Below are 15,845 nucleotides of genomic sequence, written 5' to 3' on the forward strand. Positions count from 1 at the left end.
TAGCCTATGGATTGATTTAAGTGAAAAAAGGCACAAGGGCTTTTATACATTTCATATTGTTTGTTAGAACATCCACTTAGTGCTAATAAAATTATTCCTATTAAAAATATTCTCATTTCTTTGTCTTTTTGTGTTTATCAATCCATTTAGAGATAGCGAATTTGTCATTCAATATTTTATTGGTGGGCATTGCCAATTTACACTCTTCACAAATTTTTTTAACCAGATTTAGTTGTTTTTGACTAGGTTTTTCTTTAACATGCTCTGCAATCCAATCAGAACATTTTTCCTTGTTCTGCAGGATTTCTTGACTGGGTTTTTGTAATTTTTTATCTTTACAAATTTTGTCTATGAGTTCAAGTTGCTTATCAGTAGGCATGTTGTTGTCAGTAGATTGTGTTTGATAAAACTTGGCGGTACTTTTTAATTTGCTTATGACTTCAGACATGAACTTTTCATAACTAGCTTCACCTCTCATGATTAAATCCAAACATTCTTCAAATTGTTTGGTAGTGTTTCCTAATTTGCTCTTATCCTTGCTTGTAAGAGCGATGAAATCCACTTCTTTATCTTTTTTGAAAAATAAAATCACTTCTAATCCTTGACTAGTAGGGGTGATAGCGTTAGTTTTTGTATCAATGCTAATATATTTACGCTTCAAAAGAAGATCTAAGAAGCTCGCATAAGTGCTAGGACGACCAATCCCCTCGCTTTCTAATAAGGGAATAAAGGCGCTTTCTTTATAAGGTTTAGGACTGGGTTTTTCTATTTTTTTAATAAAAACTTCTTTTAACGGGACACTATCATTTTCTTTTAATGAAAAGTTTTCTATTTCACTTTCTTGTTCTTCCTTGTTAAGTTCTTCTTTGCCTTGAATGAGCTCTTCAATCTCTAAAAAACCCTTTTCTTTTAAAAGTTTGAAAGAGAGCTTAAAGCTCTCGCTTTTGATTTTAAAGATACAATCATATTGATTGTATAAGGCGTTTCTACTTTGAGAACAAATTGTATTGGCATAAATAAGTTGATACAACTTCAGCACTAATTCTTCGCTTATTTTAGCGTCACTGCACACTTTTTCTAAGTCTTTTAAAGCATGCGGATGTGTAATTCTTATGGCTTCATGCACTTCAGCTTGTGAGTTTTTGCCAGCCTTATACTCCCTGTATTGATAAACACTCGGATAAATAGGTTCAAAAAACACTTCATGCTCTTTGAGATACTCAGGACTTAAAAATTCACTATCAGTTCTGTGATAAGTGATGAGACCAGCTTCAAAGAGTTTTTGAGCAAGTTGTGCGATTTCTTTAGTGGGTATTTTTAAGGATTTGCTCGCTTGGGATAAAAGTTTAGAGGTTGTAAAAGGTTTTTTGGGTTCTTTATTGGATAGACTTTCTTTTAATGAAACTAGAACACTCATAGACCCTAATCCGTCCTTTAGATCTTTTAAAAATTGAGATGCTTCGTTTTTGTCTTTAAATTTAAAATCCACTGGTTCGTTTTTTTCATTCGCCCTCACATGCTTAATAATCACTTCTTTTTCATTGCACACAATATTAGCTTGGATTTGATATTCTACTTTTTCTTCAGCATCCAACTTATCAAAATCCCTTATTTCTTGATCTCTTTGGCAGATTAAAGCTAGAGCTGGAGTTTGCACTCTACCAGCACTCAATTCACTAAGATTTAAACTTTTTCTTAAATAGCTTGTTAGAGCAAATCCAACAACCTGATCGCTTGCAATCCTGCCTAAGAATGATTGGTATAAATTAGTGTTAGAACGAGAAAATAACACCGCATTTTTTAAGCCGTTTTCAATACCGCTTGGTGTGATCTCATGAAATTCTGCACGATAAATTTCACTAGCTACATTTTTAATTTTTTCATAAAATTGATAGCCAATACCATAGCCCTCTCTATCAGGGTCAGTAGCGATATAGACTTTTTTGTCCCTACAAGCATTGATTAAAAAATTTATTTTCTTAGCCTTGTCTTCTTTGATTTCAAACTTACAAGCAAAATTATTTTCAATATCTACGCCTATAAGGTTAGTAAAATGCCCTATGGTTGCATAAACTTCCGCACCTGTTAGTTGTTTAATCTTTTCAACCTTATTAGGGCTTTCAATGATAATCACGCTATCTTTCATTCCTACTCCTTTGTCAAGTAAATTTCTTTATAATTCTTTGGATTATCCTTTTTAAGCGTTTCCAGTTCAAAAACGCTAGACGCGCTAGAGTTATACGCCCTTAAAAATTTTTTACTGGTGCTGTTTAGCTTTTCTAAATTGATTTCTAAAAACACGCTAGATTGAGTGAGAAGGTTTTTCACTAATACTTGCCTAGCGTTTAACGGCGTTTTGTTTAAAAAGGATTTTTCAATAGGACTTAATAAAATGCCATAGCTCTCTAATTTCTCAAAATTGTTTGTAGGATAGAGTATGACTTGAGCGGCGTTTTCTATAATGGACTTTGCTCCCTCTACGCCATCAAGTTGGTTAATGTCTTGAAAGGCTAAAGTTAAAACCCCATTGAGTTTTCTAGCTTGAGCGAGTGTGTCTTTGATTTTAGCTAACATGATGGGATTTTCAATAACAGATTTTGCTTCATCAATGAAGATATAAAAAGGCTTGTTTTCTAATTTAGCTCTATTTATGACTTTGTAGAATAGGTATAGCACTGCCAAGTTGAAATCTTTTTTACTGCTAGAAAGAGCATCCATATCAATAACAGAAAGCTTTTTAGCAAAGTCTAAACAATCAGTAGAATGCTTGTATAAGTCTTTTGAGCTCTCTTTTTCTAAAATGTCTTTGCTATCTAAATAGTCTCTTTCTAGCGTGTCTTTAAAGTCTCTTAGCTTAAAAATAGCACCCCCTTGTTTTGTGATATTGTTATAGCAAACTCTGATTGTTTTGGATAAAGCGCTTAAAGTCTTTTTTTCTTTTTCATCTTTAGTATCTTCATCAATATTAAGCATGAATGCCAACCAACTCACTAAAAAGGTGCAATTAGCGCTTGTATCTTTTAAAGAAAACGGATTAATGTAAAAATCATTGCTATCGTTGTATTGACCATCTAAAAACTCAGTCATCACACGCATGCCATTATTTCTGTCTAAAGCCAAAATACTTAAATCTTCATACTTAAAACAATTGGTGATTAAAAATTCAATTAAAGTGGTTTTACCAGCCCCTGTGCCACCAAAGATGATGGTATGCCCTGATACCATATCATTTTTTCTTTTTGCCTCATAAGCATGGAAATTGAATAAATAAGGCGATTTGTCTTGGTTTCTAAAAATAGTTAAATGGCGATCGCCCCATGAATTTCTAGAAAAACCACAATTTTGTTTTTCCAATATGATTAAAGAAGCAATATTTTGACTAGACAACAAACGCTTTCTAAAATTCAAGCGATTACGATTAGGGAAAAAGCTAAAAAACATAGGCAACATGCCAATACTCTCTTGTGTGCTTACAATACCTTTTTGTTTAAGCAAGTTGGTAATTTCCATACAAGCACTATCTAAATCGGTTTTAGTTTTGGCATGAACTAAAATGTTTAAAGAAATCTCTTGCATTAAAACCCTGTCTGTTTTAACCATGTCATTCAATTCATCAATTTCAACTCTAATACTCTTATTCGCTCTTTTTCTTTTAGTTTCAATCCTTTTTTCAGCCTTTGCTTTAGGAATATTGTCAATGTTTAAAATCACATCAAATTCTAAAGATAAATGTAACACTGAAGAAAGAGCGGTGCTGACAATTTTGTCTATATCATAAGTCTTAATGCTGATGAAACGCTTGAAAATCTCTTTACTATTATGAATGTGAGTGAAAAAATCTTTTTTAAAAAGCACATCAGAATTGATCATGCCATCATGCAAACGACCTCTAGAAAAAGTGTATTCACTAGGAACGCCATTAATGTATTCCGCATAAAAATTAAGCAAACTATTGGCGTCTAATTTTTCTACAAACAAACCAGAAAGCATATTTTTAACATTATTGATAATGCTGTCTAATATTTTAGATTTATCTGCTAAATTAAAATTATCAAAGCCTATGAAATAGTTTTCTTGATATTTCACTTCATCTTGTTTATCATTTTCTTGAATATTTTCTAATTCATTGGTAGTGATTTTTTTCTTAAATCGTTCCAAATAACCTTTAATGCTATTATTCTTAGTTTCAAAAATTAAGTAATAGAAATTTTGATAAACATTCTCAATCTCTTGTTCCCACAAATTGATAACTTCTAATGCAAAAGGATTGCTTATCTCTTCTTGAGTATATTCGTGGTGTATGAAAATATTACGCCTTTTAGCTACGATTTTAAAATGCACTCCATCTACAATCTCATTAAGAGCTAAAATGCGTTCATTAAATTTTTGCGCTATTTCTTTGTCATCTAAAGACAAATAAGAAATTCCCTCTAATTTAAGAGCGCCTACAAGGTTTGATTTTTCACTTAAAAGATAATGCTCATTGTAAATGCCCACAATGTTAGTTTATTCTTTCATGCTATAATGCTTAGGAACTAGCGAGCATAAAGAAGTGAAAATTTTCTCAAGCATAATAATTTCTAGCTCCTGTTCTTAAGGTGAAAAGCGCATGCAAAATGGCTGTTATATCTTCATCAAAAAATTCTAAAATGTAGAATACAAACACACAACTAGCCATTAAACCTATAGCATAAAGTGGTTGGAATGAAAGTAACCATGCCGACATTAAGGAGCTAACAATCCAGCTATCCAAGTTTAATCCCAAAAAAGTTTCTCTTTTGCTGATTTCTCTAATGTTGATACTTTCAACACAAACAATATGCAATGCCATCTAAAATAACCACTGACTTAAAGTTTTAGCATTAGAGATAGCAGCGGTTATAATGATAATCCCAACGCATTTCCAACCAATTTCTCCAAGCCTATCCCAATTTTTATAGGCGTAAATGCAAGTCCCAACAATGATTAGACCACCGATAGCTTTGATAAAGTCATTACTTATGAAATCCAATATTTGAGTGAATTTTTGTCTGTAATCTGGTGCTGCCAGTAAAAAACTAGGCATTAATATTGCCAAACTCATCATTCTACGAATTTGCTTAAACATTCTTATTCCTTTATGTTTTATTTCCATCTTTCATGTCCTTTGTTTTGAGATTGATTGTTGGTGTAATAGATAGAATTAGCTACATATTTAGATCCAAATCCATGATCTTGTTGGTAACCATGAAACACTCCTTGTGGTAGTTTAGGTTTTGGCATTAGATCTTGTAGTTTTTGTAATTGGTTAGCCAAGATGTTTGTGATGGTGTGGTAGTAGGGTTTTGCATTTTTTCTTTGGCATCAAATAAAAAATCTTGTAAAATCCTATTGCTAATTTGCTTCAATCCTAATATTTTAGCAATTTTCAAATCATCGTTCGCATCTTTACTGATAGGTGTATAGATGTTTGGAATTTCTTTAGTGTGAGCGTAAAAAATTTTTTCCAAAATAGTGTTGAATTTTCGCCCCTGTTTATCATTATCCATTGCTAAAATAATATTAAGACTTAAATTAGGAATTTTTGGTTCTTTTAGGCGTAAGGCTAGAGCACTAGGTTTAAAAATGGGTTTAGGGATAAGATTATTTTTATCTCTTATGGGCGAGAAAATAGGGGCATTAGGGACTTTTTCAGGGTTATTTTGGTGTTTAGCTAACTCTTTAGCACGCCATTTCTCATATCTTTTTTGAAAATTTGTGTAATTTTCAAAGTGCTCTAATTGCTTGTTGTAGCGATCAATTTCTTTGTGGTATTCATTGTATTCCTTACACTTATAAGTGTTGATGGTATTAAGAAATTTATCTACAAATTTTTGCATTCTTTCTTCTGTGAAATTACCAATAGTAGAAATAATAGCTGTTTGATTGGGATCAAACCCTTGCATTTCTAACACGCTTAAGCCATCAAAAACGCTTTCAGCCACAATAATATTTTGAATATTTTTAGTATTTTGTGGTGATAAAACTTCAAAACCCTTGATAGAACCTGCTTGCATTAAGTGTTTAGTGGGATTAGTAGCTCCTTGCATAGTGAAAGGTTTGGACAATCGCTTGTTATACCCACCCTGTATCAAATTTTCATCATCATTGACTAGATAGCAAGGCACGCATAAATTTGCATGTTCATCTTCTTTAAGTAAATGGTTATAAGGTTTTAATAAAGAGTTATCTAAAGAGCGGCTATCCAATAAAGTGTGAAACAAATCTGAGCTTTCTATATCGTAGGTAGGGAGTTTTTCAAATTGTTTCACCACTTTTTGACGCTCTGCTTCTTGTTCTTTGGTAATGATTGCATAAAGCTTGGAATTGTTATATTTGTAGTTTGGCTTATCGCTAATTTCTAAATCATCTCTGTTTTTGATTAAATCATTAAAATCTAGCCCACGATTTTTACAAAAGGCGATAATCGTGCCTTTATCTTCATCATTATGAGTGTTGAAATAATGATAACTCCCATCAGGCTTTCTTGAAACAATAAGTGTGCCTTTAATGGTATCATGCTCATTGTAAAGAGCCGGGTTATTTTTGCTTGATTTCTCTACTTTGTGTTTATAACCATTAGAGAGCAAAATCTCATCTAATGGTAAGAATTGTAAATTAGTGATATAAGCCATAGTCTTTCACCCAAATCTACTTTTCTTAATCTCTTTGGCTAATCTCATTTCATAATGTTTGGCTCTCGCATCATACAAAACACGATCCATTGCTTGAGTGAGAAATTTCATGACTTCAATCGCGGTCTCTACTTCGTTGATTTCAAATAATAATTTCATAGCGATTTCAACTTCCCTATGCACTGATTTAGGTAGATCTTTCACCAAAAGATTTTTGTATTCTTTGTTTGTAGGATCAAACCCTTTAGGGATCACATATTTTTGTGAAATTTTTAAATCTTTTTTGAGTGGGAATTGCATTTTTTGTCCTTTGTTTTCTTTATGATGCTAAAATTTCCTTATCTATAGATAGTTCTTCTAATGCTCTATATAGATATTCTTTTTTACAATTGCTTGTTGGTAAGAGCACTTGATGTTCGGAATTTTTTTGCCAACAAGTTGATCATAAGTCAATCTATAAGAAAGACAAGGATTATTAACCGACACAAACTCCAAAAAAATATTGTTAAAGTTTTGCATTTGAAAATGCTTAGGGATATTCAAAAAGAATACACCGTGCTTGTTTTTGAGCTTGAATGCTCTATCTTTTAATTTCTTGAAGTTTTTTTTCAAATACCCACAAATTCCTAAAAAGAAGCTATTAGGTAAATTGCTCTCCCCATTCAAACCTAAATGTTCGTAGTTTTCTATTTTAGTGAAATCATGCATAGATAAGAAAACATAACCCTTTTTGTTCTTAAAAGCAGTTAGAAACCCTATTTTCTCTAAAATTTGGAGATTATGCCTTAAGGTTCTATCGCACCATTGCAAGCGAGTTAAAGCATAATGGCGGTTTAATGCGATTTTGGAACTTCTAGAATCTATAACGATTTCACTTAAAAGTTCCATGAGTTTCTTACAGCCTGTGCCACCAAAGAAAGTTGTATTGCTAGGAAAGTTCAATATCTTTTTAAAGAGTTTACATTCAACATAACCAAATTTGTCAAATCTGAAAGGAATAAACCTATCTTTTGAATGCTTGGAATAACAGACATTGTTCGCATGCATTTCTTTTAAGATATTCGCATCTAAAACTTTTCTTTTAAAAACTCTTTCTCGCATAGTCATAATCCCTAGGTATTGATTTCTTAGAGATTAGAAAAAAATTACATTCTCTAAAGAATGCGTTTTAGACCCTTTAATTTTGGCTAGAGATTATTACTTTAACTTTAATTTAAGCTATGGGCCGGGATTTTTAGGGTGGATGAGTAAAATTTACACTGACAAACAACACTATCTAAACACTTTTTTAAAAATTAAAGATTTTAACGCCCCCAGTTTAAAGGTGGAATGCTCTAGTTTTGAAGAAGTGTTGCTCGCTTATCCTAATGATTTTTTCTATCTTGCCCCCCTTTATGTGTTAGAAAATTCTAAAATGTTTAAGGGGATTTATCCTATGCGTAATTTCCCTATCCGCCACAATGGTTTTAAACATGAAGTATTGGCTCGCATGCTAAAAAGGCATAAAGGGCCATTTATTTTAAGCTATAATGACTGCGAATTTGTAAGGAATGCTTATAAGGATTTTAAAATTTTAGAACCATCTTGGCAATACACTATGGGACAAGGCGAAATCAGAATGGGTAAAAATCGCTTAGAAAGAGGCGATAATAACCATGTCAAACAATCTCATGAGTTATTGATTATCAAGGAGTAAAATGCATATTAGCGGAGTTAAAACTGCCTTTAAAATCGCTGATGTAGAATACGTGAAAGACAGCACAAAGTTAAATTTCAACTATCTTAAGGATTTAAAAGATGAAAACAATCAATCTTTATCTCAAAATATTTTAACTCAAAATGTGGCTAGAGTGTATTTAATTGTAGTGGATGGTGAGATTAAAAAAATCGGTGGTTCTCAAGCAGATGGTGGGATTAAAAGCACGCTCAATATTTATAAAGATGGGGGGTCAAAGGGAGGCCTAGTATTAGAAGTTTTGGTGTGTGGTATTTTCTTTATCACACAATACTCACAGGGGCTAAAATAGAATTTTACATGATTTATCAGCCTAATTTTGAAACTCAAGTGAAAGGCTTGTTTGGTTTTTGTGCAATCAAAGACGCAAGCATAAGCTATAAACTTTTAGAGCAAGCTTGCCTGACGGATTATAGAAACAATAACAATGACGCATTACCCGAATGGAATGTGCAAGAGCAAGGCAAAGATTGGCCAAACGATATTAAAGATGAGCATGCCAATACCACTCAAAAAGCTCAAAACAGAGAAAAGGCCATTCATAGAAAGGCGATTGACAAACCTAGCGGAACTTTAAAAGATTGAAGAAATAGTCTTAACCCAATCTCAAAAAAAGGGCTTTAAGTTTTTGCTCCATTTAAAAAGTGTGGGTTTATGTGGGCTTAGATGAAGGAAAAAATAAAACTTGTATAAAGTAGCAGATATTTTTTGTGGTGCTGGAGGGTTGAGCTATGGCTTTTCTGTGCACCCTTATTTTGAATTGATATGGGCTAACGATATAGACAAAGATGCCATTTTAAGCTATCAAGCCAATCATAAAGAGGCACAAACCATTTTATGCGATATTATGCAACTTCATTGCCACAACTTGCCATGCGTTCCAATTGACATTCTGCTAGGCGGACCACCATGCCAGAGCTATTCTACGCTTGGCAAAAGAAAAATGGATGAAAAAGCGAATCTGTTTAAAGAATATTTGCGGCTCTTAGACTTAGTGAAACCAAAAATATTTGTTTTTGAAAATGTGGTGGGTTTAATGTCTATGCAAAAAGGGCAATTGTTCCAACAAATTTGTAACGCTTTTAAAGAGAGAGGTTATATTTTAGAGCATGCCATTTTAAACGCCCTAGATTATGGTGTGCCTCAAGTAAGAGAGCGAGTGATTTTAGTGGGCACGCTTAAAAGTTTTAAACAAAAATTTCATTTCCCTAAACCCATAAAAACGCATTTTTCTCTAAAAGACGCTTTAGGGGATTTACCGCCCATTCAAAGCGGTGAAAATGGTGATGCTTTAGGTTATCTTAAAAATGCAGATAATGTTTTTTTGGAATTTGTGCGGAATTCTAAAGAATTAAGCGAGCATAGCAGCCCTAAAAACAATGAAAAACTGATAAAGATCATGCAAACGCTAAAAGACGGGCAGAATAAAGATGATTTGCTAGAAAGTTTACGCCCCAAAAGCGGTTATATTAATACCTATGCCAAAATGTGGTGGGAAAAACCAGCCCCCACCATTACGAGAAATTTTTCTACCCCAAGCAGTTCCAGGTGTATCCATCCAAGAGACTCTAGAGCGTTAAGCATTAGAGAGGGGGCAAGATTACAAAGCTTTCCTGATAATTATAAATTTTATGGGAGCACTAGCGCTAAAAGATTACAAATTGGCAATGCCGTGCCGCCTTTATTGAGTGTAGCACTCGCTCATGCTATTTTTGATTTTTTAAGGGGTAACAATGTTTGATAATAACGATTTTAAAGGTTATAGAAATTTATTGGGTTTTAATTCTCAAAATGCGTTTAAGGAATTTTTAGGCGCTAAAGACATACAACCTTGCGTTGATTTCAATTATTTAAACGCGCTCAAAAAAAGACTGATTGAAATTTTTAGCGCTATCAATAGTATTTATTGTTTTAAATATAATGAGTATGAACTGGAATGCTTTTTTAAAAATTCCATAGAGCGAGTGTTTTCAAAGATAGTGGACACTCATATTATTTATAAGCTAAATAATCAAGGCAGAAGACCTGAAGAAGTTTGTTTTTCTTGGATGCGTGGGTTTTTAGTAGCGGAGTTTTTTAAGGATTTTATCGCTTGTCTTTTTAATACGCAAAAAGAAACCATCAAATTTTTTGGTGGTGATAATTTTGAGAACATAGAAAGCTTTAAAAGAAGTCCTAAAGCCGATTTTTTATTAGACAATCATTTATTGCTAGAAGTTCAAAGCGGGTTTCAAGGGATTAATGATATTAAAGAACATAAAGTTTTAGAGGCTAAAAGGCGTTTGATAACGGATAAAATTCCTACATAAAAACCAATAGCATAATACGGAATAAAATATTAGGATAATAGCATTAAAAAGGTGGTAGGTGGATTGAATGTTAGTTATTTTTTGCCCAACATCCAGCGTGAGTGTGTGTGCCTCAAATAAGAGAGCGAGTGATTTTGGGTGGGTGTGCTTAAAAGTTTTAAACAAAAATTCCACTTCCCTAAACCCATAAAAACATATTTTTTCAACCAACTTATATTTATCAACTTATATTTTGATTCGCCTTAGCCTTTTTATTGCCTTCTGCCAAAAGTGATCCCATAAACTTCATTCCTGATTTGAAACAAGGGATCAGTAGGGGCTTCTACGCCTTTAGGGAGATCGGCAGGCAAATACACATCTTTATTGCAACCCATTCCTTCGTATTTTTCAACTTTCAAGGTCCCAACCAATAATTCCTTGTGTTTGCCTTTCCAAAGCGCGGTCGTGTCGTTGGTGGCATCATTTTGATTCGCAAATACCAGATACATTTGGTATTCTATGGGTTTAGTTTTAAGGTGTTGTTGGAATGAAGAAAGCAGATAATTTGAATCTTTTTGCTTTAATTCTTGGGGGTTAAGATACTTAACGCCCTCTTTAGGCACAAATTTCCATCTCGCAGGCAATAATTCCTCTTTCTTATCTTTAAACCTGAACGCATGCACGCTGTAATAAGGCGTGTTAGCCACGCTTGAGCTAATCCCTATCGTTTTCATATAGGCGGCAAAATTCCTATAAGAGGGGACTTCTTCGTAAAGCTTTTTGATTCTTGCTTCATCTACCTTGCCATTTTTAGGAATCCTCATCTCAAAAAATTGAGCGAATTCTTTAGGGTTTTTGGCAAAATTGATTTCTGTATTGAGCATCACCATTGTCCAACTAGCGTTTTGATTTTCCAATTTTAACGCCATTCCCCTAACTTTGCTTTTATCATCCATCATCGCGCCTCCTAAAGAATACCTTACAGACGCAGGGATTTCTTTTTCATTGAGTAATGGCACATCTAAATCCTCTCTCGCTTGCAAGTTAGGGAGGAACACGCCTTTAGCGCAAAACCCCTTAGCGTGGTTGATTTTCATTTTAGGCTCTTTGGCGTTGAGCTTGTAGAAAATATCCGCAATCTCTTCAGCGCTCACTTCATGGGCTTTTAAAAAACCCAAACTCAAAACCAAACACAAGCTCAAACCAGTTTTTTTCATTTTTTTCCTTATTATTATTTTTTATATAAAACAATGCCTTTAATTGTATCAGTAAATTCCCTGTTGAGCCTTAAAAAAGCCTTTTTTTCAATATATTATTAGGTCTTAAAAAATTATCCTATCCATTTAAATGCTCATGAGCAAGCTTTTAAGGATAAACTTGTGTTTTAAATTTTGTGATTTTTAAGAAAAATTAGCTTGATTTTAAACTAAATCTATATTCTTTTATGCTATAATTACTTCTACAGAGTAATTTATCTATTCTCAGGTAAAGTAAGGAAGAGGAATGAAATTAAAGAAACGAAAAGTTGCGGCTACATTGCTAAAGCGTTTTACCTTGCCACTATTGTTCACTACGGGGTCATTAGGGGCGGTTACTTATGAAGTGCATGGGGACTTTATTAACTTCTCCAAGGTGGGTTTTAACCACTCGCCTATTAACCCTGTTAAAGGTATCTATCCTACAGAGACTTTTGTTAACCTTACGGGTAAGCTAGAGGGGTCTGTGCATTTAGGTAGGGGATGGACCGTGAATTTAGGCGGTGTTTTGGGCGGACAAGTTTATGATAGCACTAGGTATGATAGGTGGGCAAAGGATTTTACCCCCCCAAGCTATTGGGATAAAACTTCTTGTGGCACGGATTCTTTGAGCCTTTGTATGAATGCGACTAAAATGTGGCAACAGCAAGGGCCAGGTGGTATTATTGACCCTAGAGGTATTGGCTATATGTATATGGGTGAGTGGAACGGCTTGTTCCCTAATTACTATCCGGCTAACGCCTACTTGCCCGGGCATTCAAGACGCTATGAAGTTTATAAAGCGAATCTCACTTATGATAGCGACAGAGTCCATATGGTCATGGGGCGCTTTGATGTTACCGAGCAGGAGCAAATGGATTGGATTTACCAATTGTTCCAAGGTTTTTATGGGACTTTCAAGCTTACTAAGAACATGAAATTCTTGCTCTTTAGCTCTTGGGGTCGTGGTATCGCTGATGGTCAATGGTTGTTCCCTATCTATCGTGAAAAGCCTTGGGGTATTCATAAGGCGGGTATTATTTATCGCCCTACAAAGAATTTAATGATCCACCCTTATGTGTATCTTATCCCAATGGTAGGTACATTGCCCGGTGCTAAAATAGAATACGATACCAATCCTGAGTTTAACGGTATGGGCATGAGGAACAGAACGACTTTTTATGTGTTGTATGACTATCGTTGGAATAACGCTGAATACGGCCGTTACGCACCCGCTCGTTATAACACTTGGGATCCGTTCTTGGATAATGGTAAGTGGCGTGGCTTGCAAGGTCCTGGTGGTGCGACACTCTTTTTACGCCACCATATAGACATTAACAACTACTTTGTGGTTGGTGGTGCTTATCTCAACATCGGTAACCCTAACATGAACTTAGGTACTTGGGGTAACATCATCGCTGTGGATGGTATCGAACAATGGGTTGGCAGTATCTACAGCTTAGGGTTTGCAGGGATTGACAACATTACCGATGCTGATGCGTTCACTGAATATGTTAAAGGTGGAGGTAAGCATGGTAAGTTTAGTTGGAGTCTCTATCAACGCTTCACTACCGCTCCAAGGGCATTGGAATATGGTATTGGTATGTATCTAGACTATCAGTTCAGCAAACATGTTAAAGCGGGTCTCAAACTCGTGTGGTTAGAGTTCCAAATTCGTGCGGGTTACAACCCTGGAACCGGTTTCCTTGGGCCAAACGGTCAGCCGCTTAACTTGAATAATGGTTTGTTTGAATCTTCTGCATTCGCACAAGGTCCTCAAGACATGGGTGGCATTAAAAAGAGTATTACCCAAGACAGAAGCCATTTGATGACACACATTAGTTATAGTTTCTAAGAGAGTTTCCCTATCTCTTAGATATGCCTTTCTTGTATTTTTAATTCAGTATCTTTGGGAGTTAGGGTTTTGGGAATTAAGGAATATTTTTTTTACTCTCTATTTTTTTTGCTTTTTTCTGGTCTTTTTTTATCCAAACTTCAAGCTTATAAATTCAACATGAGTATTGTTGGAAAGGTGAGCAGCTATACCAAATATGGTTTTAACAATCAAAGATACCAGCCCTCCAAAGACATTTACCCTACGGGTAGTTACACTTCTTTACTCGGTGAATTGAATTTGAGCATGGGTTTATACAAGGGCTTGAGGGCAGAAGTGGGGGCGATGATGGCAGCACTCCCCTATGACTCTACCGCCTATCAAGGCAATAATATCCCTAATGGCCAGCCTGGCTCTAGGACCGATCCTTTTGGGGCGGGTATCTTTTGGCAATACATTGGCTGGTATGCAGGGCATAGCGGTTTAAACGTGCAAAAACCTCGTTTGGCTATGGTGCATAACGCTTTTTTGAGCTACAACTACAAAAAAGACAAATTCAGTTTTGGCGTGAAAGGGGGGCGCTATGATGCTGAAGAGTATGATTGGTTCACTTCTTACACTCAAGGGGTTGAAGGCTTTGTCAAATACAAAGACACCAGGTTAAGGGTGATGTATTCAGACGCTAGGGCTTCAGCGTCAAGCGACTGGTTTTGGTATTTTGGGCGTTACTATACAAGCGGTAAGGCTCTAATGGTAGCGGATTTGAAATACGAAAAAGACAACCTAAAAATCAACCCTTATTTTTATGCGATCTTTCAAAGAATGTATGCGCCAGGCATTAATATCACTTACGACACCAACCCTAATTTTAATAATAAGGGCTTTCGTTTTGTAGGCACTTTCGTGGGGTTTTTCCCCATTTTTGCCACTCCGGCTAATCAAAACGATATTATCCTATTCCAACAAGTGCCGTTAGGAAAGAGCGGGCAAACTTATTTCTTCCGCACCCGTTTTTACTATAACAAGTGGCAATTTGGGGGCAGTGTCTATAAAAATATCGGCAACGCTAATGGCGATATAGGTATTTATGGCGACCCTCTAGGGTATAACATTTGGACGAATAGTATTTATGACGCAGAAATTAACAATATTGTTGGTGCTGATGTGATTAACGGGTTTTTGTATGTAGGTTCACAATATAGAGGGTTTAGTTGGAAAATTTTAGGCCGTTGGACGGATAGCCCAAGGGCTGATGAAAGGAGTCTCGCGCTCTTTTTGAGTTATTTTTCTAATAAGTATAATATTAGAATGGATTTAAAACTAGAATATTATGGCAATATCACCAAAAAAGGCTATTGTATTGGGTATTGTGGCATGTATGTTCCAGTCGATCCTAATGGGCCTGGCACCCAACCTTTAACACACAATGTGTATTCTGACCGAAGCCATATCATGTTTAACATCACTTATGGTTTTAGGATTTACTAGTATTTATTCTTAATGGATATTTTTGATTAGCCTTTTTAAAATATTGAAAGGCTCTGCTCCAATCAAATATCAATACTCAAAAAGCCTTATTTAATTTTATTATTCAATATTTAATACACTAGAACAAAACACCACACCCCGCGCAGTTTTTAAACAAATTGAACGAGTTTAAAGATGATGTTTTTGCCACGCCCAAAGCTAAAGAATACATAGACATAGCGAGCGGTTTTCATAAGCTTTTTAAAAACGATGCTAAGATCGCAGAAAGCCTAAAGCCCGCTATTACGAAAAACTTGAGCCAAGGGTTAGCGACCACTCTAAGCGGAGCGTTAAAATACCAATGGACTAAATTCACTTTAGGAACGCTTTACAGAAACGCACCGGATCGCATTTTAGGAGTGAAATTACCTAAAGCTTTAAACGAAGCCACCGCAGGCGCAGCCTTAAAGTATCACATTAAAAGAGCGTTAGAGAGAAGCCACACAATAAGCGATTTTAGCAAGAATTTAGAATTAAGCGCACAAAACGCTAAATTTAGCAACAACACGCTTAAAATCATTGAAGAGCTTAATAACGGCGTTAAAAGCGCGAGTGAAGAAATCAATAAGGAAG

9 protein-coding genes and 7 pseudogenes are annotated in these 15,845 nt (G+C 35.0%); 7 read left to right on the plus strand and 9 right to left on the minus strand.

Annotated features, from left to right (window positions below; translation table 11 throughout):
* Positions 1-112: 112 nt before the first annotated feature.
* The 7 genes and pseudogenes from EAL44_RS07275 to EAL44_RS07305 form a co-directional block, all read right to left on the minus strand.
* Positions 113-2,146 (minus strand): type IA DNA topoisomerase, encoded by a 2,034-nt coding sequence (locus tag EAL44_RS07275; protein WP_121076349.1) that lies wholly within the window; start codon positions 2,144-2,146, stop codon positions 113-115.
* A 2-nt stretch (positions 2,147-2,148) separates the two neighbouring features.
* The gene (locus tag EAL44_RS07280; RefSeq protein WP_240448917.1) at positions 2,149-4,497 is read right to left on the minus strand and encodes a VirB4 family type IV secretion/conjugal transfer ATPase; all 2,349 of its coding nucleotides are present in this window, start codon (positions 4,495-4,497) and stop codon (positions 2,149-2,151) included.
* 67 nt (positions 4,498-4,564) lie between these two features.
* Positions 4,565-4,831 carry a virB3 type IV secretion protein gene (locus tag EAL44_RS07285; protein WP_121076352.1) on the minus strand — a complete coding sequence of 89 codons (267 nt, stop codon included), beginning with the start codon at positions 4,829-4,831 and terminating at the stop codon, positions 4,565-4,567.
* Positions 4,832-5,134: a virB2 type IV secretion protein gene (locus tag EAL44_RS07290; protein WP_121076355.1), complete on the minus strand. Its 303-nt coding sequence runs from the start codon at positions 5,132-5,134 to the stop codon at positions 4,832-4,834.
* Positions 5,125-6,653, minus strand: a pseudogene (locus EAL44_RS07295) (hypothetical protein). The gene EAL44_RS07290 and the pseudogene EAL44_RS07295 overlap by 10 nt, the downstream one beginning before the upstream one ends.
* 6 nt (positions 6,654-6,659) lie before the next feature.
* On the minus strand, positions 6,660-6,953 hold the full coding sequence (locus tag EAL44_RS07300) for a hypothetical protein (RefSeq protein ID WP_121076358.1): 294 nt from the start codon (positions 6,951-6,953) through the stop codon (positions 6,660-6,662).
* Positions 6,954-6,972: 19 nt separating this feature from the next.
* Positions 6,973-7,754 (minus strand): annotated as a pseudogene (locus EAL44_RS07305) (hypothetical protein).
* Between the two features lie 40 nt (positions 7,755-7,794).
* Here EAL44_RS07305 and EAL44_RS07310 point away from each other — a divergent pair.
* The 4 genes and pseudogenes from EAL44_RS07310 to EAL44_RS07325 all read left to right on the plus strand — a co-directional run.
* Positions 7,795-8,349: pseudogene (locus tag EAL44_RS07310) on the plus strand (DNA adenine methylase); the annotation flags it as partial.
* A gap of 1 nt (position 8,350) precedes the next feature.
* Positions 8,351-8,973 (plus strand): annotated as a pseudogene (locus tag EAL44_RS07315) (GIY-YIG nuclease family protein).
* A gap of 100 nt (positions 8,974-9,073) precedes the next feature.
* A complete protein-coding gene (locus EAL44_RS07320) occupies positions 9,074-10,129 on the plus strand; it encodes a DNA cytosine methyltransferase (RefSeq protein ID WP_121076361.1) in 1,056 nt (351 codons plus the stop codon).
* Positions 10,122-10,694: pseudogene (locus EAL44_RS07325) on the plus strand (restriction endonuclease); the annotation flags it as partial. The gene EAL44_RS07320 and the pseudogene EAL44_RS07325, both read left to right, overlap by 8 nt.
* Positions 10,695-10,948: 254 nt before the next feature.
* On the opposite strand, the gene EAL44_RS07330 reads toward EAL44_RS07325, so the two are convergent.
* Positions 10,949-11,893 carry a catalase family peroxidase gene (locus EAL44_RS07330; protein ID WP_121076365.1) on the minus strand — a complete coding sequence of 315 codons (945 nt, stop codon included), beginning with the start codon at positions 11,891-11,893 and terminating at the stop codon, positions 10,949-10,951.
* A gap of 286 nt (positions 11,894-12,179) precedes the next feature.
* Between EAL44_RS07330 and hofC the strand changes: the two genes are divergently transcribed.
* Positions 12,180-13,766: an outer membrane beta-barrel protein HofC gene (gene hofC, locus EAL44_RS07335; RefSeq protein WP_121076368.1), complete on the plus strand. Its 1,587-nt coding sequence runs from the start codon at positions 12,180-12,182 to the stop codon at positions 13,764-13,766.
* Positions 13,767-13,835: 69 nt separating this feature from the next.
* Complete coding sequence (gene hofD, locus EAL44_RS07340; RefSeq protein WP_162970412.1) at positions 13,836-15,233, plus strand: outer membrane beta-barrel protein HofD; 1,398 nt, start codon at positions 13,836-13,838, stop codon at positions 15,231-15,233.
* Between the two features lie 229 nt (positions 15,234-15,462).
* On the opposite strand, the pseudogene EAL44_RS08145 reads toward hofD, so the two are convergent.
* Positions 15,463-15,663: pseudogene (locus tag EAL44_RS08145) on the minus strand (hypothetical protein).
* On the opposite strand from EAL44_RS08145, the pseudogene EAL44_RS08150 reads away from it, so the two are divergent.
* Positions 15,632-15,845: pseudogene (locus EAL44_RS08150) on the plus strand (DUF3519 domain-containing protein); the annotation flags it as partial. The pseudogenes EAL44_RS08145 and EAL44_RS08150 sit on opposite strands and share 32 nt — an antisense overlap.

This window comes from Helicobacter pylori (assembly GCF_003637685.1).
Classification (GTDB): Bacteria; Campylobacterota; Campylobacteria; order Campylobacterales; family Helicobacteraceae; genus Helicobacter; species Helicobacter pylori_CJ.

What these genes read in the sequence shown, in the direction of transcription:
- EAL44_RS07330 (WP_121076365.1), bottom strand. Translation starts at nt 11,893, where the DNA reads ATGAAAAAAACTGGTTTGAGCTTGTGTTTGGTTTTGAGTTTGGGTTTT.
- EAL44_RS07300 (WP_121076358.1), bottom strand. Translation starts at nt 6,953, where the DNA reads ATGCAATTCCCACTCAAAAAAGATTTAAAAATTTCACAAAAATATGTG.
- EAL44_RS07285 (WP_121076352.1), bottom strand. Translation starts at nt 4,831, where the DNA reads ATGGCATTGCATATTGTTTGTGTTGAAAGTATCAACATTAGAGAAATC.
- EAL44_RS07290 (WP_121076355.1), bottom strand. Translation starts at nt 5,134, where the DNA reads ATGGAAATAAAACATAAAGGAATAAGAATGTTTAAGCAAATTCGTAGA.
- EAL44_RS07275 (WP_121076349.1), bottom strand. Translation starts at nt 2,146, where the DNA reads ATGAAAGATAGCGTGATTATCATTGAAAGCCCTAATAAGGTTGAAAAG.
- hofC (WP_121076368.1), top strand. Translation starts at nt 12,180, where the DNA reads ATGAAATTAAAGAAACGAAAAGTTGCGGCTACATTGCTAAAGCGTTTT.